Genomic DNA, 16,713 nt, shown 5'->3' with positions numbered 1-16,713 from the left:
GCCCCCGCCCACCCCCTCCCCTTGGTCCCCCCCCCGCGTGGGGGCATGGCCGCCCGCCCTACCCCCCACTCCTCTTCGTCTGTCGGGGGTTTGGTCCGGCTACACGCCCACGGCCGTTCCGGCGTGGGCTTCGGCGGACTGGAACGTGTCGTCGCCCTCGAACCGCGCGCTGGCGCCGGTGGTGAGGGTGCTGGCGACGATGACCGGATCGAGGAGCTTGGAACCGGAGTTCAGGCGGGCGATGCCGCTCTGGTCGGTGGTCGCGCTGCCGACGCGCTGGCCGCTGGCGGTGCTGAAGAAGGTGATCTCCCGCCCCACGATCGGCTTGCCGTCGGCGTCGGTGAGGGTGGCCTCGAAGTCACCGCTGATCGGGGCGTTGAGGAGGGCGTGGCCGGTGACCGTCCGCGTCTTCAGATGGACAGGCTGCTTTTCGGAAGTCATGGCGTAATCTCCCGGATGCTCTGAGCTACCTGATTCCACCGTAGTCACCCGGACGGCCCACGGCATCCGGGGCGGATCGCGGTCGTCCGGGGCCGGGGCGCCCGCCGGCTGCGGACGGTCGCCCCCGGTGGTCTTCCTCCGGCCGAATGAATCAGCAGATGATCGTACGAGCGCATGTTTCCGCAGGTGGGCGCGGTGTTTCCGCGCGTGCCCCGCCTGGTGCCCGGCGCGGCGCACCTTGCTTCGCCGTCACGGTGCGTCGCTACTTGATCGCGGCGGCCTGCCCGAGGTCCGTCCCATCGATCAATCGCTCCACGGAGGATCATCATGCGTACGATTCAGCGCGTCCTGGCCGTCGGCGCCCTCGCCGCCCCGCTCGTGCTCGGCTGTGCGGGCCTGGCCTCGGCCCAGGAGGGCTTCGACGCGAACTACGGACAGGGCCAGTTCCTCGCCGACGAGAACGGCGCCGGGGTCGCGGGCACCCAATCCAGCGTCAGCAGTGACGGGGTCCAGCACACCGACTTCTTCGTCTGGTCCGACGACACCGGCGTCACCGGCGCGTTCACGGGTTCGGGCGCCACCTGGCAGAACGGCTGACGCGGCGCACGCCCCCCCATCAACGGCCCACCGCCCGACCGGCGGTGGGCCGTCGGCATGCCGTCGGCCCGGACGGCACTACGCTCTCCCCATGCTGTCTGTGGTGGTGGCCCCCTGGGAGGGCGATGCCGAGCCGGTGTTCCTGCGGGCGCCGGACGAACTGCACGATGCCGCGAGCACGATGAAGGTCGCGGTGCTGGCGGCGCTGGCCCGCGGCGGGGTGAACCTGGACGCCGAGGTGCCGGTGGTGAACCGCTTCGAGTCCGTGGTGGGCGGGGAGTTCGGCAACGATCCGGACTGGGACAGCGATCCGCTGCCCTGGGAACTGCTGGGCACCCATGTGCCGCTCCGGCTGCTCGCCGAGCGGATGATCACCCACTCCTCCAACCTGGCGACCAACCTCTGCCTGTCCCGCACCGACCGGTGGGCGGTGGCCGAGGTGTGGCGCCGGGCGGGGGCGACCCGCAGCGCCACGCCGCGCGGGATCGAGGACTACGCGGCGCGTGCGCAGGGCGTGCACAACCTGGTGAGCGCCCGCGACCTGGTCCGGCTGCTGCACTCGCTCGCGGACGAGCCGGAGTTGCTGGCGCTGCTGGAGCGCAACGACTTCCGGGTGGACGTCGCGGCGGGCCTGCCGCCGGGCACCCGGATCGCGTTCAAGAACGGCTGGGTGCCCGGCGCCCGGCACGCCGTCGGCCTGGTCCACCCCCGGGACTGCCCGCCGTACCTGATCGCGGTCTGCTACACCGGCCCGCTCGCCGACGGCAGCGACCGCACGGACCCGGCGGCCCGACTGCTGGCCCGGGTCTCGGCGGAGGTCTGGGCGCGCCGTCGGCAGATCAGCGGCTGATCGCGGGCGCGGCCTTCGTCCCGGGCCCGGGACGGCTACCTGGACGGCTACCGCTCCGCACCCGACAGCACCGCGTACGCGCGGACGGGGAAGGACCCCATGCCCGCGACGGCGGGTGGCGCGGCGTGGAAGCGGAACCCCTCCGGCGGTAGTTGCTCCAGCCCGCGCAGGTGCTCGACGAGCGGGATGCCCGCCTCCAGCAGGGCGGAGTGCGCGGGGCGGGCCAGGTCGGTGGTGTCGTCGATGTTCAGCGAGTCGATGCCCACGAGGGCGGGCCGCTGCGCGACGAGCCAGGCGGCGCCCTGCGCGCTGAGAAAGGGGTGGCCGCCCGCGCCGTAACGGTCGGTGCCCCAGTGGCGGTCCCAGCCGGTGCGGATCAGCACCGCCCGCCCGGTGACCCGGTACGGCAGCAGCGCGCTCGGGTCGACGGCCCGGTCGGGTGCGTCGAGGGCCGGGACCACCAGCCCGTCGAGGTCGACGAGTCCGGCGAGCGGAAGCCCCGCGAGGTCCGGCCCGTCGGGGAACCGGTGGAAGGGGCTGTCGAGGTAGGTGCCGGTGTTCGCGACCATCGAGATCCGGCCGATCTGGAACTCGGTGCCGGGCGCGTAGTGGTCGCGGGAGTCCTCCCGCGAGAGGTGGACGCCGATCTCGGGTGCGGGCAGGCCCGGGTAGGTGACCATGCCGTGCCGGATCGGGTGGCTCAGCTCGACGACCCGTCGGCCCGCGCTGTGCGGGGCCGACGGGTCGCTGGTCCGGCTGTCGTGCCCGGTGTCGTCCGTCGTCATGTCCACGATGGTCGACGATGCCCGCGGCCACCGCAACAGGCCGTCGACATCGGCTTGTTGGGGGCGTCGGGTCGACGGCCGACGTGGGGGCTCAGTACGGCTTGACCAGGACGTGGGCCGCGCCGGGGATGCCGATCTTGAGCAGCTCGTCCTCCTCCGCCGTGGTGGGCGTGCCGGTCTCCTGCTTGAGGACGGCGCGCGACAGCGCCTGGACCCACATGGCACGCGGGCGGCGGCGCTCCTCCCAGGCGGCGAGCGCGGCCGGGACGTCCGCCGCCGCGTCGAGGCTCTCGGCCAGCACGAGGGCGTCCTCGACCGCCATCGCCGCGCCCTGGGCGAGGTGCGGGGTGGAGGCGTGGGCGGCGTCGCCGGCCAGGGCGATCCGGCCGACGTGCCAGGGCTCCTCGACGGTCACCTGGGAGATCCGGGAGTAGACCACCGCGGCGGGGTCGGTGACCTGGGCGAGGGCCTCGGCGATCGGGCCGCCGAACCCGGCGAGGCGCTCGCGGAGCTGCTCGTGGGCGTGCTCCGGGTCCGGACGGAAGTCCTCGGCCTCGGCGAACACCGAGCCCAGGTACATGAGTTCCTCGCTGATCGGGGTGAGCAGCGCCTTGGCCCGCTGGTTGCCGGCCGACATCACCACGCCCCGGACCTCGGGCGAACGCGGCAGCGTGACGCGCCAGTTGGCGAAGCCGGTGTACTCGGGGGCGTACCGCTCGCCGTACAGGTGCCGGCGCAGCGGCGAGCCGATGCCGTCGAAGCCGACGACCAGGTCGTAGCGGTCGGCGTGGCCGTCGTCCAGGGTGACGTCGACGCCGGTGCCGTCGTCCTTCACCGTGGCGATGGTGGTGCCGAAGCGCAGGACGGCGCCGGCCGCGGTGGCGGCGTCGGCCAGCACCCGGGCCAGGGCGGGCCGGGGTATGCCGTTGTTGGAGGGGGCGTCGCCCATCCGGGGCTGGGGGATCCGGGCGACGGTGGCGCCGGCCGGGTCGCAGATGGTCAGCACCTCCCACTCGAAGCCGGCCGCCAGGCAGGCGTCCAGCACGCCGATCTCCCGCATCACGTGCAGGGCGTTGGAGGGCTGGATGATGCCGACGCCGAGGGCTTCCAGCTGGTCGCGCAGTTCGGCGACCTCGACGTGGTGGCCGCGCCGGGCGAGGGCGGTGGCGAGGGTGAGGCCGCCGATGCCGCCGCCGTGGACGAGGACGCGAAGGGGAGTGGTCATGGCAGGGGGCTCCAAAGAACGGGCTCAGCCGACCGGCGTGGCGCCGGCGAGTTCCATCAGGTGGTCGACCAGGGCGAGCAGCAGGTCGCGGCCGAAGCCGCGCTCCCGCACGTCGCCGATCAGCATCGGCACCTGCGGGTCGAGGTCGAGCGCGGCCCGGATCTCGTCCGGGGTACGGGTGTTGTGGTGGTGGAAGCAGTTGATCGCGACCACGAACGGGATGCCCCGGCTCTCGAAGAAGTCGATCGAGGCGAAGCTGGTGTCCAGCCGGCGGGTGTCGGCGATGACGATGCCGCCGAGGGCGCCGTTGACCAGGTCGTTCCACATGAACCAGAAACGTTCCTGCCCGGGCGTGCCGAACAGGTAGACCACCAGCTCGGGGCTGACGGTGATCCGGCCGAAGTCGAGGGCGACGGTGGTGGTGTCCTTCTGGTCGACGCCGTCCAGGTCGTCGACGCCCACGCTGGCCGTGGTCAGGTACTCCTCGGTGCGCAGCGGGGCGACCTCGCTGACCGAGCCGACCAGGGTGGTCTTGCCGACGCCGAAGCCGCCCGCGATCAGGATCTTGACCGCGGCGGGAGCGGCAACGGGGGTGGCGGAGTGCGGTGTTGCCATGGCTTAGAGTCTCCGGAGTCCTTCGCGTACGGCCGTGAGCAGGCCGAGGTCCACGCCCCCGGCGGCGCGTGCCACCGAGAGCGGCGCCCGGGCCTTCAGCAGGCCCTGGGCGACCAGGTCGCCCAGCAGGATCTTGGTGACCGAGACCGGGAGGTCCAGGTCGGCGGCCACCTCGGCGACCGCGGCCGGGCGCCGGCAGCGGTCGAGGATCCGCCGGTGCTCGGGCTGGAGGCCGCGGGTGCCGGTGCGGCTGCCGCGCGCCAGGGCCGCCCCGGCCTCCTCCTCGGCCGTGGTGAGCACGGTGATGAGGGTGAGGTCGTCGCGTTCGGGTGCGGTCCGGCCGCGGGTGATGGTGTACGGGCGGACCATGACGCCGGTCTCGTCCTCGGCCCCGGGCTCCTCCAGCTCGCTCCAGTGCGGCACCCGGCCGTGCGGCCAGGTGCTCCCCCCGTCGCTGTGCGGGCCCACCGTGGTCAGCCCCGGTTCCGGGAGGCGAAGACGTCGAAGGACGCGGGGGCGGCCTCGGCCCGGACCGGGGTGGTGAGCTTCTGGCCGACCTGCTGGACCAGGGTGTGCATGGCGACGGACATCACCTCGGCGTCCACCTCCTGGGAGGCGACCACGGCCAGGTGGGTGCCCTGGGCGGCGGCGATGACGAACAGCCAGCACTCGGCGAGCTCGACGATCACCTGGTGCACCGGGCCGCCGTCGAAGAGCTGGCCGACGCCGCGGGCGAGCGACTGCTGACCGGTGGCGACGGCGGCGAGGCGCTCGGCGTCGGCGCGCTCGATGGTGCGGGAGTGACTGACCACGAGGCCGTCGTCGGAGAGCAGGACGGCGTTGCGGGTCCCGGTCACCGAGTCGACGAGTCCGTCCAGCAGCCAGTCCAGGTCCTGGTGGGTGGCGGTCGTGCGGTTCATGAGTGGTCATCCGTTCGTGTGGTTCGGGGCGCCGCGGCCGGCAGGGCCCGGGGGGAGGGGGCGGACGCGGAGCTCGGGGGGCCGGCGGGCAGTGCGGGGGGAGCCGGCGGGGTGCTGGGGGCGGGCAGCGGGTGTTCGCCGCTGTCCTGGGCCCGGGCGGCGCGGGACTGGCGCTGGAAGGCGCCGATGGCGGCGCCCGAGCGACGGACGGGGCGCTCGGCGGGGTCGGCGCGCTCCGGCCCGGCGGGCTGCGCCGGGGGCGTCCCGGCCGGCTGCCCGGCGGCCGGATCGACCCACTCCTGCCGGGTCGGCGGGGGTACCCGCAGCTCGGCGGCCAGGCTGGCCTGCCGGACGCGCTGCGGCAGCGGCGGCTGCCCGCCCTCGACCGGGCTCACCGGTACGGCGGAGGGGTACTCGCGGTGCCGGCGCCGTTCGGCCAGCCGGTAGTGGTCGGCCGGGCGGTACTGCTCGTCGGCGTACGGGGCCTCGGCCTCGGTGACCCGGGCGTAGGCGATGTCCGGGTAGGCCGGGGCCTCGGGGACGGGGGCCGGGGCGGCGGTCGTGCCGTAGACCGGCGAGGGGTCGGCGGGGGAGCTGTGCTGGATCGGCTGCTCGGGGAAGCCGGGCCGGTGGGGCTGGTGGTACGGCGGGCCGGGCTCCGGGAAGGCCGGTTCCGGGAACACCGGTTCCGGGGCGGCCGGGGCCGGGAACGCGGTCTCCGGGAACGCCTGTTCCGCGACCTGCTGCCCCTGGTACGCCACACCGACGCCCACCACGGACACCGGCGCCTGGACCGCCCCGAAGGCCTCCACCGGCGCGACCGGCGCCCCCACCGGCTGCGGCACCTCGTCGGAGGCGGAGCGCAGCGCCCGGCGCGAGCGCCGGACCAGCGGGATCGGTTCGACGGGCGCGGCGTCCGGCAGCCCGGTGTCGCCGTCGATGACCAGCTCGTCCGGGACGAGCACGACCACCCGGGTGCCGCCGAAGGCGGACGGCCGGAACTCGATCTTCAGCCCGGTCAGCGCGGCGAGCCGGGCGACCACGTAGAAGCCGAGCCGGATGTCGTCGGCCCGGGCCAGCACGTCGGTGCGCGGCGGGCGGCTCATCAGTTCGTTGGCCGCGTCGTACTGTTCCGGGTCCATGCCGAGGCCGCGGTCCTCGATCTCGACCGCGAGGCCGCGACCGACCATGGCGGCCCGGACCTCGACCGGCGTGGGCGGCTTGGAGAAGGTGGTGGCGTTCTCCATCAGCTCGGCGAGCACGTGGGCGACCGGTCCGACGGCCCGCTCGGAGAGCCACGGGTGGCCCTCCACGTCGATCATGATCCGGCGGTAGTCCTGCACCTCGCCCTGGGCGGAGCGCAGGACGTCCAGCAGCGGTACGGGCTTGCGCCAGCGCCGCTGCGGCTGGCCGCCGGCCATGATGACGAGGTTCTCCTCGTAGCGGCGCAGGCGGGCGGTGAGGTGGTCGAGGTCGAACAGGCCCTCCAGGACCTCCGGGTCCTCGTGCTTGCGCTCCAGCTCGTCGAGCTTGCGCAGCTGGCGTCCGATCAGCAGCTGGGTGCGGCGGGCGATGCGCTGGAGCAACCGCTCGAAGCCGCGGTGCTGGTCGGCCTGCCGGACGGCGGCCTCCAGGGCGGCGGAGCGGGCCAGGTTGAGCGCCTGGCCGAGCCGCGCGATCTCGTCGGTGCGGGCGCCGCCGCCGTGGGTGCTGACCGGGACGGTGGTGACGGCGCGGCTCTCGGCCTCGGCGTCGACCTGCTCGCCGCGGCCGAGGCGGTCGACCACCTCGGGCAGGGTGCGCTCCATCTCCTCGGCCTGGACCTGGAGTTCCTTGATCCGGCGGCGCAGCGAGCGGCTGAGCCGCCAGGAGGCGATGACGACGGCGACGACGGCGATCAGACCGATGACGGCGGTCAGCACCACGCGGGTGAGCAGGCCGAGGATGGTTCCCTTGCCGACCTCGACGATGGCGCTGGTGCGGGCCTCGATCACCTTGACCAGCTGCGGGTTGAGCTGGTCGACGGCCTGGCGCCACTGGTCCTGGACGGGCGGCAGTTTGACGCTGCCGTTGGACTCGGCGGCGATCGGCCGGGTGAGCTGCTGTTCGACGGCGGACTTGGCCTGCCAGGCGGGGCCGGTCATCAGGTCGTGCCAGCCGGCCGCCTCGCCGTCCGGGATGTACGGGAGGACCTGGACGGTGAACAGGTGGTCCTGGGCGCCGATCAGCTGCTGGACCTGCTGGTAGTCGGCGGTGCTGAGCCGTCCGCCCGGCCAGCCGCGGGCCAGGATGGCGTCCTCGCGGGCGAGCATCTCCTTGGCCCAGAAGGAGTTCACCAGGGTCTTGGAGACCCAGGTGACCTCGCCGGCGTCGACGTGGCTGAGCGCGGTGAACAGCCGCAGGTCCACGGCGATCAGGTCGGTGTAGTAGGTGAAGAGGGTCTGCTGGTCGATCGAGCCCTTGTCGACGGCGGTCCGTTCCTCGCCGAGCCGGCCCATCGCCTGCCGGGCCTCGGCGACGGCGGAGCGCACGTCCTCGGGTGCGTGGTCGGTGCTCTCCCCGGACAGGGTCTGGAACTGGCGCACCGCGTCGTCGGTCAGCTGTCGCTGGCGGCGCAGTTGGTCGGTGTTGCCGCCGGGCCGGGCGAGCGCCTCGGCGCTGAGCCGGCGCTCCTCCTGGAGGTTGTAGTAGACGATGTTGGACGGCTGGCCGGCCTTCTGGGCGAGCATGCCCTGGGCGGCCTGCCGTTGGAAGTCGAAGACGGTCTCGCCGCTGGTGACCGCCCAGAGGGTGACCAGGGCGAGGCTGGGGACGACGGCCAGGACGAGCAGCGCCGTCCGCAGGGACAGGCGTGGACGCCTGCGGGGGGTCTTCGGCGCCGGGGGCCGCCGATTCGCACGCGCGCGCAGAGCAGACTCCTTGGGACTGGCGGCCGGCCGGTGAGGGGCGGGCCGTCCGGGCACGGGCTTTTGACGAAGCGATACTAGTCATATCGTGTGATTGGAGTGAAAGCCCGTTCGCTGCCTAGGTGGTACTTGGGCACGAACCGGACACAATGTCACCCGCACGTTGACCGTTTGTGCTCGAAGCACCCGCTTCCAGCCGTGCCCGTTCCATCCTCGGGGTGGCCCGCAGCCGCTGGATGGACTCGGTGTGAAAACTGTGTGACGCCCCGGCAGCCCGTCCCCGTCCGCCCGGCCGCCCGTCCCCGCTTGCCCGACTGCCGGCCTCCTGAGCGGCCCTCAGGAGGCCAGCAGTCGGGCCCGGGTCGCCTCCAGCTCCGCCGCCAGCACCCGCCCGGCCTCCGCCGGATCGCCCGCGTGCAGCGCCCGCACCAGCTCGGCGTGGGTGTCGTAGCCCTGGTTCGGGTCGCCCTCGCGCAGCCCGAACAGGCCGACCAGCTCGACCAGGTGCTCCCGCAGGATCGGGGCGAACTGGGCGAACAGGTCATCCAGGACGGGGTTGTGGGCGGCGGCCACGATCGCCGTGTGCAGGGCGATGTCGGCCTCGACGAAGTCCTTGTCCTTCGCCCCGCCGGCGGCCCGGCGCGCGGCCAGCGCGGCGTCCACGGCGGCGAGGTCGGCGGCCGTGCGGCGCTCGGCGGCCAGTCGGGCGGCCTGCACCTCGACCATGGTCCGCACCTCGTAGATGTGCGCCAGCTCGGCGGCCCGCAGCCGGGTGGCCCAGTCGTCCCCGGTGCTCGGGCGGTCGGCGGTCACGAACACCCCGGAGCCCTGCCGGGCGTGCACCATCCCGGCCGCGGCGAGGGTGCGCAGCGCCTCCCGGACGGTCGAGCGGCCGACGCCCAGCTCCTTGGCGAGCGCCACCTCGCCGGGCAGCTTGCCGCCGACCGGCCACTCGCCGGACCGGATCCGCTCCTCGATCTGCGCGGCGGCCTGTTCGGCGAGGGGGGAGGGGCGGAGGGCGGGCATCGTCGTCACCTGTCGGGTTGTCTGAGGACTTCTCTTCTGGCTACTCTACCCGGCATGAAGCCGTGGAGCGCCCTCCTTCTTGGTGGCCGCAGCGGGGCGTGACCTGACCGGCACCCCGCTGCGGGGCGCCGTCCTGCCGGTCCCCGGCCTCCCGTCATGAGGACAGCCCCGTGCGATTCCCGACCCTGCACGCCCCCGCCGGCCCCGTCCCGGCCGACGCCCCCGCCTGGAACCCCCAGCGCGGCGGCGCCATGCCCTCCCACCGCTACCGCCCCGCCCACGAGCGGGTGCACGTCCCCGCGCTGCTGCGCCGCTGGCCCGGCCGCCGGATCGAGCGCGCCCCGCTCTGGGTGCCCGTCGACCTGCGCGACGGCAACCAGGCGCTCGCCGAGCCGATGGACCCGGCACGCAAGCAGCGGATGTTCGACCTCTTCCTGGCCATGGGCTTCAAGGAGATCGAGGTCGGCTACCCCTCCGCCAGCCGCACCGACTTCGACTTCGTCCGCCGCCTCGCCGAGCACCCCGAAGCCCTGCCCGCGGACGTCACCGTCGTCGTCTTCACCGCCGCCCGGGCCGACCTCATCGACCGCACCTTCGAGGCCGTCGAGGGCCTGCCCAACGTCGTCGTCCACCTCTACACCGCCACCGCCCCGCTCTGGCGCGAGGTCGTCCTCGGCAAGGACCGGGCCGAGCTGCGGGCGCTGATCACCGCGGCCGCCGAGCGGATGGCCCGGCTCGGGGAGGGCCGGGACGGCCTGCGCTTCCAGTTCTCGCCCGAGGTGTTCAACCTGACCGAGCCGGACTACGTGCTGGAGGTCTGCAACGGCCTCAGCACGCTCTGGGACGCGAGCCCCGACCGGCCGGTCGTCCACAACCTGCCCGCCACCGTCGAGATCGCCACCCCCAACGTCTACGCCGACCAGATCGAGTACCTCGACCGCCACCTGGAGCGCCGCGACTCCGTCATCCTCTCCGTCCACCCGCACAACGACCGCGGCACCGGCGTCGCCTGCGCCGAACTCGCCGTGCTGGCGGGCGCCCAGCGGGTCGAGGGCTGCCTGTTCGGCAACGGGGAGCGGACCGGCAACGTCGACCTGGTCACCCTGGCACTCAACCTGCACACCCAGGGCGTCGACCCGATGCTCGACCTCTCCGACATCGACGAGATCCGCCGCACCGTCGAGCACTGCAACCGGCTGCCCGTGCACGAGCGGCACCCGTACGTCGGCGACCTGGTGCACACCGCCTTCTCCGGCACCCACCAGGACGCCATCAGGAAGGGCTTCGCCCGGCACGCCGAGACGGCCGCCGACCTCGGCCTGCCCGAGCGCGAGGCGCCCTGGTCGGTGCCCTACCTGCCGATCGACCCGGCCGACCTGGGCCGCGACTACGAGGCGGTGATCCGGGTCAACAGCCAGTCCGGCAAGGGCGGCATCGCCTACCTGCTGCAGACCGGCGCCGGGCTGGAGCTGCCCCGGCGGCTGCAGATCGAGTTCGCCCGGGTGGTGCAGGAGGCGACCGACGACAGCGGGCGCGAGGTGACCGGGGAGGAACTGTACGGGCTGTTCCGCGCCGAGTACCTGGACCCGGGGGCGGAGCGGGTCTGGCGGGTCGGCGAGGACCGGGCCGGCGAGGACCGGGCCGAGGTGGACGGCCGCCCTGGCACCGGCGCCGGACCAGTGGCCGCGGTGGCGGACGCGGTCGGGGTGGAGATCCTCTCCTTCAACGAGCACGCCGTCGGCCCGGGTTCGGGCGCGGACGCGGTCGCCTACGTCGAGGCGCGGGTCGGCGGCGCCGTGGTCTGGGGCGCCGGACGGGACGCCTCGGTGCTCACGGCGGGCATCCGGGCGGTGCTCAGCGCCGCGGAGCGGGCGGCCGCGCGGGCGGAACCCGCCGGGGCCGCCGCGTCCCAGGGACGGCTTGGGAAGCGGGGACGCTAGCGGGACGTCCGTGTGCCTCCTAGCGTCTCCCGACAGCGGCCGCTCGCGGTCGAACCGCCGTCGCGGCCGCCGCTTCCCTCTCCTGCGCCCCGCGCGCCGTCCGTCAGTGAGGAAACCTCATGAAGCGCATCCCGGCCATCGTCGCCGCGATGTTCGCCGCGATACTCGCGGCACTGCTCGTCGCCCCCGCCGCCCAGGCCGCGAGCTGGCCGCTCGTCCGCAACGGCGACCACGGCGACAACGTGTCCACGGTCCAGTACCTGCTGAACGCCCACGGCGCCGGGCTGTCCGTCGACGGCGCCTTCGGCCCGGGCACCGAGGACAAGGTCAAGAGCTTCCAGAGCTCGAACAACCTGAACCCGGTCGACGGCATCGTCGGCGGGGACACCTGGTCCAAGCTGATCGTCACCGTTCGCAAGGGCGACAACGGCGACGCCGTCAAGGCGCTCCAGGTCCAGCTGAACGCCCACGGCGCCGGCCTCGCCGTGGACGGCGCCTTCGGCGACGGCACCGACGGCAAGGTCCGCAGCTTCCAGCAGTCCGCCGGCCTGAACCCGGTCGACGGCATCGTCGGCCCGGCGACCTGGGGCGCCCTGCTCGGTGGCGGCGGCAGCACCGGCGGCGGTGGCAGTGACACCCTGACCCAGTCGCAGGCCGCCTCCATGCTCTCCGGCGCCGGCATCACCTGGTCCTCCTCGGGCAACTGCTCCGACCGCAACAGCAGCAGCTGCACCTCCTTCGACGGCATCCGCCGCACCACCGTCAACGGTGCCATCAACCTCAAGCACGCCGTCGGCGGCTGCGCGCTGAACATCACCGGCGGCACCGAGACCGGCCACGCCAGCGGCACCTACAGCCACGGCACCGGTTACAAGATGGACTTCGCCATGTCGGGCTGCCTGACCGACTACATCCACGGCACCTTCACCCACAGCGGCACCCGCGGTGACGGCGCCGACCTGTGGACCGCCCCCTCCGGCAACATCTACGCCAACGAGGGCAGCCACTGGGACGTCACCTTCCTGAACTGACGCCCGCGGCAACCGCAGTGCACCAGGGCAGGGCCCGCCGGACACCTCCGGCGGGCCCTGCCCCGTTGGCGTTCGTCGCCCCCGGGTACCCGGCTTCGGATCCGGCCTCCGGGTGGCCGACACTGATCACCGGGCCGCCCGCCCCGGTCGGCCGGTCGGCCCGGTAAGTTCCGCCCAGTTCCGGTCAGTTCCGGTCGACGAGGAGCCTCCGTGTCCGCCCTGCTCATCCTGAACTACGACGTCACCGACCCCCGGCGCCTGGACGCCTACCGCCAGGCCGCCACCCCCGTCCTGCTGGGCCCGGGCGAGCTGGTCGCCAGCACCGACCGGACCGTCCACCTGGGCGAGGGCGGCCGCCCGCCCGGCGGCACCCACACCGTGGTGCTGCGCTTCGCCGACGCCGAACAGGCCCGCGCCGTCTACGAGTCGGAGGCTTACCGCGAGCTGCTGGAGGAGCGCCTCGCGGCCACCGTCCCGTTCACGGCGATGATCGTGCCCGCGCTCTGAGGCGTCGGTTCGCCGGCCGCTTCCCGGGACGGGCCGGACCCGTCCCGGGAACGGCGGGACGGTGGAGGGACGGTGCGGCGGGGCCCGAGAGTGAGGGCGTTCATCCATCGCCCCACCGCCCCATCGTTTCGGAGGACTCCGTGCGTTCCCTCACCCGCAAGGCCGCCACCGTCGGCGCCACCCTGGCCCTGGCGATGTCCGGAGCGGTGCTCGCCGCGGTCCCGGCCTCCGCCGCCACCAGCTGCTACGCGAGCAGCTGCACCGGCCTGGACCCGGCCACCACCACCTGCGCCAACGACGCCGTCACCGTGCTCACCGACGGCCCGCTGGAGCTGCGCTACAGCCCGTCCTGCCGGGCCGCCTGGGCGCGGGACCAGCACGCCGTCCCCGGCGAGTCCGTGTCGATCCGCAACCACCAGGGCGACTACTGGGACTACGGCACCACCAACTACGGGGGCGGCAACACCTGGTCCGCGATGGTCAACGACAAGGACATCCAGTCGCAGGCCCACTCCAACGGCACCAACGGGACCCACCAGACCGGCTGGTACTAGCCGACCGCACCGCGGCCCCCGTCGAGCGCTCCGCCCGACGGGGGCCGCGCCGTGAGCGGGCATCGGGGGCGACGACTGCCATAGTGATCGACGGTAAGCGCTAGGTGGCGATGTGTCACTGAACGAATCGGAGATCGACGTGTCGAACATCCCCAAGTACCTCAAGTACACAGAATCGCACGAGTGGGTGCAGAAGGAGGACGACGGCACCTTGTCGGTCGGCCTCACCGATCACGCCCAGAAGACCCTGGGCGACATCGTCTTCCTGGAGCTTCCCAAGGTCGGCTCCCGGTTCGAGGCCGGTGACGCGATCGGGGTGGTGGAGTCCGTCAAGGCGGCCTCCGACATCTACACCCCGCTCACCGGCGAGGTCGTCGCCGTCAACCAGGACGTGGCGGACGCGCCGGAGGACGTGAACGGCGACCCGTACGACGCCTGGCTGTTCAGGATCAAGCTGGCCAAGGGCGCGACCACGGACCACCTCCTCGACGCCGCCGCCTATGCGAAGCTCCTCGACTGAGGCCGGCCGGCGGGGGTCGGACGGGCGGTGGCGCTACGTGATCGACAGTCCGTTCGGGGCGGTGTGACGGGGGACGGGCACCGGTCCGGCCCGCCGCTGGTGCGCGGCGGGCCGGTGGGGGAGGGCCGCTACTTCTGGTAGAGGGTCCACTGCTGGTTCGAGAAGCCGAGCGACAGCTCGGTGGTCACGGCCTGGTCCACGCCGTTCGCCTGGAGGACGTAGTCCTCGTACTTCGCGCTGGCGATGGCGGTCGCATTGGCGCCCAGCTCGACGTACCACCGCTGGGCGAGGTCGTTCGCGTTGCAGGCCCGCTGGACGACGACCTTGCCGGGCCCGTTGGTCGTGACGCACTTGCCCCAGTGGCTGCCCTTGATGGTGTAGGTGCCGTCACCGAGGGGAGTGAGCGTCCAGATCTGCCAGGTGAGGTTGGGGTCGCGGGTCCAGACGTCGTTCCCGAGGTACTCGTCCAGGTTGCTGCTGTCGCTCTGGACCTGGAGGGATCCGGTGACCGGGACGGCGGCCGAGGCCGTGGTGCCGTTCATGACGGCGAGGCCGGTGAAGGAGACGGCTGCCGCGATGGTCGCGACGGCCTTGTGGCTGAGGCGCACTGCTTCTCCTAGATTCGGGGTGTCAGCGGGCCCGATGTGGCCCGCTCGGCCCTGAAGCTAGGTCGGCGAGAGAGGTCGTTTGTAGGCGACTCGATGAGGGTAGGCCAACTGGTTCGGGGTTTCACTGGGAAAGCTCAGCTGCGGTGGACCGTCGGGCTCAGGTCGTGGTGGCGGTCGCGGCGAAGGCCACGAAGGCCTCCCAGGCGGCGGGGGTGAAGGTGAGGTGGGGGCCGCTCTTGTCCTTGGAGTCACGAACGAGGACGGCGGTGGTGGTCTCGGCGACCTCGACGCACTGGGCGCCCTCGTTGGTGCTGTAGCTGCTCTTGCGCCAGGCGACCTCGACGCAGTTCGCGTCCTCGTTGGTGCTGTGGCTGCTCTTGAACCAGGCAGGCTGCATGCTTTTGACGGTACGCCAACGGCCCGCCGCCCGGTAGGCGGTGGGCCGTTGAGAAGAGGTCGGTCAGACCTCGGCGGTGGCGGCGAACGTCACGAACGCCTTCCACGCGGCCGGCTCGAAGGCCAGCTGGGGGCCGCTCTTGTCCTTGGAGTCACGCACGTGGACGACACCGGGTGTCTCGGCGACCTCGACGCACTGGGCACCTTCATTGGTGCTGTAGCTGCTCTTGAACCACGTCAGCTCGGACATGTTCACCGCTCTCCCAAGATCGTCTCGATCAAGGCCAGGGACTCCCTCATATCGAGCGCCTGCGCCCGGAGGGTGCCGTATCGTGCCGCCATCTTACGGACTTCCTCGGGGTCGGTGATCAGCCTATTTACGTGTTGGATTTCCACGTACGCGATCTGGGGACGCCCGGGCGGGGTGAGGAGAGTGAAGGGCCCGCCCATGCCAGCGTTCTGGGCCTTGCCGAGCGGCATCACTTGGAGTTCTACGCCTCGGATCTCAGCCACCTTGAGCAGGTGGCGAAGCTGGTCACGGTAAGTGTCCGGATCCCCTAGCGGCCGCCTCAAGGTGCTCTCGTCCAGCACCCAGCTCATGACCGGCAGGGGCCACTTGGTCAAGATCTCCTGGCGTGCCATTCGCGCGGCCACCCACTTCTCGACCTGCTCCACTGAGAGCCAGGGCCTACGCATCTCGTACAGCGCTCTGGCGTGCGCTTCGGTCTGGAGAAGACCGGGGATGGCGAACATGCAGTACTCGTGGATCTCCAAGGCCTTCGCTTCTTCCTGCGTGAAGTCCTTGTTGAATGCAGGGTTCCGTGCAGCCAGCCGGACCTTGGCCTTCATCACGTCGTCCGCGACCACCCTCAGCGCGCCACCCGCGTTGAGGACGCCCTCGGCGGCCGTCAGGAACTCGATCCTCGCCGTCCGGACGCCCCGTTCCATCGCGCCGATCTGGGCCTCGCTGTACCCGGTGAGCTTGGCCAGCTCCTTCTGGGTGAGCCCCGCCCGCTCCCGGAACAGCTTGATCAGCTTTCCCACCGCGCTGTAGAACTCCGCGACCCCGTCGAAGTCCTCCACCGGCTCGTCGTCCTCGAAGACCGTGCGCTCGACGCCGCTCACAGCCATCACCCGCCCTTTCGATCGATTAATCCGGGCGACCCACCCGGCGAACTGTCCGCACCCATACAGACACTCTGAGTGTCCGTCATCCCCATGGTCAGGGTACGTCCGTCCCGTCACGCTTTTCGCCATGACGACCGAAATCCCCCTCGACAGACCCCGCCCCCACACCACCACGCTCCCCGCCACCCCCAAGGGCGCCGCGACGTGCCGACGCCTCGCCAGGCGTCAACTCACCACCTGGGGACTGAACTCGACGCACACCGAGCCCTTCTACTCGGCGCTCTTGATCGTCGCGGAGCTGGCCGCGAACGCGATCACGCACGGACGCGTTCCGGGGCGCGGGTTCGAGCTGCACCTCGCCCTCACCACCACCGTGCGCCGGGGCACCACCCTGCGGATCGAGATCAGCGACTGCCGGGGCGACAAGCTGCCCGTCCTCCCCACCACCCACAGCCCCAACTCCCAGTCCGGGCGCGGCCTCACCCTCATCGACGCGCTCTGCGACCGCTGGGGCACCATCCCGCGTAGTCCCAACTCCAAGACCGTCTGGGCCGAACTCGACCTCACCGCCCCCGCTGCCCTCGATGCTTCCTGAACCCCGCGATAGCGCGGCCCCGGGCGGCGCGATGCTCTGCACGATCCTCCCCTTCGCGCTCCTCATCGC

General features: G+C 72.6%; 20 protein-coding genes and 1 pseudogene. 9 read left to right on the top strand and 12 right to left on the bottom strand.

Going from position 1 to position 16,713, the window contains the following annotated elements:
- Positions 1–99: 99 nt before the first annotated feature.
- Positions 100–441 carry a hypothetical protein gene (locus ACIP4P_RS18270; protein ID WP_400919588.1) on the bottom strand — a complete coding sequence of 114 codons (342 nt, stop codon included), beginning with the start codon at positions 439–441 and terminating at the stop codon, positions 100–102.
- 327 nt (positions 442–768) lie between these two features.
- Here ACIP4P_RS18270 and ACIP4P_RS18265 point away from each other — a divergent pair, with 327 nt between their 5' ends.
- Both ACIP4P_RS18265 and ACIP4P_RS18260 read left to right on the top strand, forming a co-directional pair.
- Entirely contained in the window at positions 769–1,038 is a 270-nt protein-coding gene (locus tag ACIP4P_RS18265; RefSeq protein WP_400919586.1) for a hypothetical protein, read from the top strand.
- Positions 1,039–1,129: 91 nt separating this feature from the next.
- Positions 1,130–1,888 (top strand): serine hydrolase, encoded by a 759-nt coding sequence (locus ACIP4P_RS18260; protein WP_400919584.1) that lies wholly within the window; start codon positions 1,130–1,132, stop codon positions 1,886–1,888.
- Positions 1,889–1,935: 47 nt separating this feature from the next.
- On the opposite strand, the gene ACIP4P_RS18255 is transcribed toward ACIP4P_RS18260, so the two are convergent.
- The 7 genes from ACIP4P_RS18255 to ACIP4P_RS18225 all read right to left on the bottom strand — a co-directional run bounded on the left by ACIP4P_RS18255 (position 1,936) and on the right by ACIP4P_RS18225 (position 9,365).
- A complete protein-coding gene (locus ACIP4P_RS18255) occupies positions 1,936–2,673 on the bottom strand; it encodes a cyclase family protein (RefSeq protein ID WP_400919582.1) in 738 nt (245 codons plus the stop codon).
- Between the two features lie 91 nt (positions 2,674–2,764).
- Positions 2,765–3,898 carry an FAD-dependent monooxygenase gene (locus ACIP4P_RS18250; protein ID WP_400919580.1) on the bottom strand — a complete coding sequence of 378 codons (1,134 nt, stop codon included), beginning with the start codon at positions 3,896–3,898 and terminating at the stop codon, positions 2,765–2,767.
- 24 nt (positions 3,899–3,922) lie between these two features.
- Positions 3,923–4,513 carry an ATP/GTP-binding protein gene (locus tag ACIP4P_RS18245; RefSeq protein WP_350518528.1) on the bottom strand — a complete coding sequence of 197 codons (591 nt, stop codon included), beginning with the start codon at positions 4,511–4,513 and terminating at the stop codon, positions 3,923–3,925.
- Positions 4,514–4,516: 3 nt separating this feature from the next.
- On the bottom strand, positions 4,517–4,882 hold the full coding sequence (locus ACIP4P_RS18240) for a DUF742 domain-containing protein (RefSeq protein ID WP_400919808.1): 366 nt from the start codon (positions 4,880–4,882) through the stop codon (positions 4,517–4,519).
- Between the two features lie 104 nt (positions 4,883–4,986).
- Positions 4,987–5,433: a roadblock/LC7 domain-containing protein gene (locus ACIP4P_RS18235; RefSeq protein WP_350518529.1), complete on the bottom strand. Its 447-nt coding sequence runs from the start codon at positions 5,431–5,433 to the stop codon at positions 4,987–4,989.
- The gene (locus ACIP4P_RS18230; RefSeq protein ID WP_400919577.1) at positions 5,430–8,396 is read right to left on the bottom strand and encodes a nitrate- and nitrite sensing domain-containing protein; all 2,967 of its coding nucleotides are present in this window, start codon (positions 8,394–8,396) and stop codon (positions 5,430–5,432) included. The genes ACIP4P_RS18235 and ACIP4P_RS18230 overlap by 4 nt, the downstream gene beginning before the upstream one ends.
- 279 nt (positions 8,397–8,675) lie before the next feature.
- Complete coding sequence (locus tag ACIP4P_RS18225) at positions 8,676–9,365, bottom strand: FadR/GntR family transcriptional regulator (RefSeq protein ID WP_350518531.1); 690 nt, start codon at positions 9,363–9,365, stop codon at positions 8,676–8,678.
- A gap of 251 nt (positions 9,366–9,616) precedes the next feature.
- Here ACIP4P_RS18225 and ACIP4P_RS18220 point away from each other — a divergent pair, with 251 nt between their 5' ends.
- The 6 genes and pseudogenes from ACIP4P_RS18220 (at position 9,617) to gcvH (ending at position 13,917) form a co-directional block, all read left to right on the top strand.
- The gene (locus ACIP4P_RS18220) at positions 9,617–11,305 is read left to right on the top strand and encodes a 2-isopropylmalate synthase (RefSeq protein ID WP_400919806.1); all 1,689 of its coding nucleotides are present in this window, start codon (positions 9,617–9,619) and stop codon (positions 11,303–11,305) included.
- 119 nt (positions 11,306–11,424) lie between these two features.
- Positions 11,425–11,694, top strand: a pseudogene (locus ACIP4P_RS18215) (peptidoglycan-binding protein); the annotation flags it as partial.
- Positions 11,677–12,336 (top strand): peptidoglycan-binding protein, encoded by a 660-nt coding sequence (locus tag ACIP4P_RS18210; protein ID WP_400919805.1) that lies wholly within the window; start codon positions 11,677–11,679, stop codon positions 12,334–12,336. The pseudogene ACIP4P_RS18215 and the gene ACIP4P_RS18210, both read left to right, overlap by 18 nt.
- A gap of 210 nt (positions 12,337–12,546) precedes the next feature.
- Positions 12,547–12,843, top strand: a complete 297-nt coding sequence (locus ACIP4P_RS18205; protein WP_400919574.1) for a DUF1330 domain-containing protein — start codon at positions 12,547–12,549, stop codon at positions 12,841–12,843.
- Positions 12,844–12,983: 140 nt separating this feature from the next.
- On the top strand, positions 12,984–13,397 hold the full coding sequence (locus tag ACIP4P_RS18200) for a DUF2690 domain-containing protein (RefSeq protein ID WP_400919572.1): 414 nt from the start codon (positions 12,984–12,986) through the stop codon (positions 13,395–13,397).
- Between the two features lie 112 nt (positions 13,398–13,509).
- Positions 13,510–13,917, top strand: a complete 408-nt coding sequence (gene gcvH / locus ACIP4P_RS18195) for a glycine cleavage system protein GcvH (RefSeq protein ID WP_400919571.1) — start codon at positions 13,510–13,512, stop codon at positions 13,915–13,917.
- 128 nt (positions 13,918–14,045) lie between these two features.
- On the opposite strand, the gene ACIP4P_RS18190 is transcribed toward gcvH, so the two are convergent.
- From ACIP4P_RS18190 to ACIP4P_RS18175, 4 genes are all read right to left on the bottom strand, one after another.
- Positions 14,046–14,525 (bottom strand): RICIN domain-containing protein, encoded by a 480-nt coding sequence (locus tag ACIP4P_RS18190; RefSeq protein WP_400919569.1) that lies wholly within the window; start codon positions 14,523–14,525, stop codon positions 14,046–14,048.
- A 157-nt stretch (positions 14,526–14,682) separates the two neighbouring features.
- On the bottom strand, positions 14,683–14,922 hold the full coding sequence (locus ACIP4P_RS18185) for a DUF397 domain-containing protein (protein WP_400919567.1): 240 nt from the start codon (positions 14,920–14,922) through the stop codon (positions 14,683–14,685).
- Positions 14,923–14,985: 63 nt separating this feature from the next.
- Positions 14,986–15,171: a DUF397 domain-containing protein gene (locus ACIP4P_RS18180; RefSeq protein ID WP_400919565.1), complete on the bottom strand. Its 186-nt coding sequence runs from the start codon at positions 15,169–15,171 to the stop codon at positions 14,986–14,988.
- A 2-nt stretch (positions 15,172–15,173) separates the two neighbouring features.
- Positions 15,174–16,052 (bottom strand): Scr1 family TA system antitoxin-like transcriptional regulator, encoded by an 879-nt coding sequence (locus ACIP4P_RS18175; RefSeq protein WP_400919563.1) that lies wholly within the window; start codon positions 16,050–16,052, stop codon positions 15,174–15,176.
- A 124-nt stretch (positions 16,053–16,176) separates the two neighbouring features.
- Between ACIP4P_RS18175 and ACIP4P_RS18170 the strand changes: the two genes are divergently transcribed.
- Complete coding sequence (locus ACIP4P_RS18170; RefSeq protein WP_400919561.1) at positions 16,177–16,644, top strand: ATP-binding protein; 468 nt, start codon at positions 16,177–16,179, stop codon at positions 16,642–16,644.
- Positions 16,645–16,713: the final 69 nt, after the last annotated feature.

This window comes from Kitasatospora sp. NPDC089509 (assembly GCF_044749365.1).
GTDB lineage: Bacteria > Actinomycetota > Actinomycetes > Streptomycetales > Streptomycetaceae > Kitasatospora.
The sequence above is the reverse complement of the archived record's forward strand: the minus strand, read 5'-3'. Positions and strand labels throughout refer to the sequence as shown.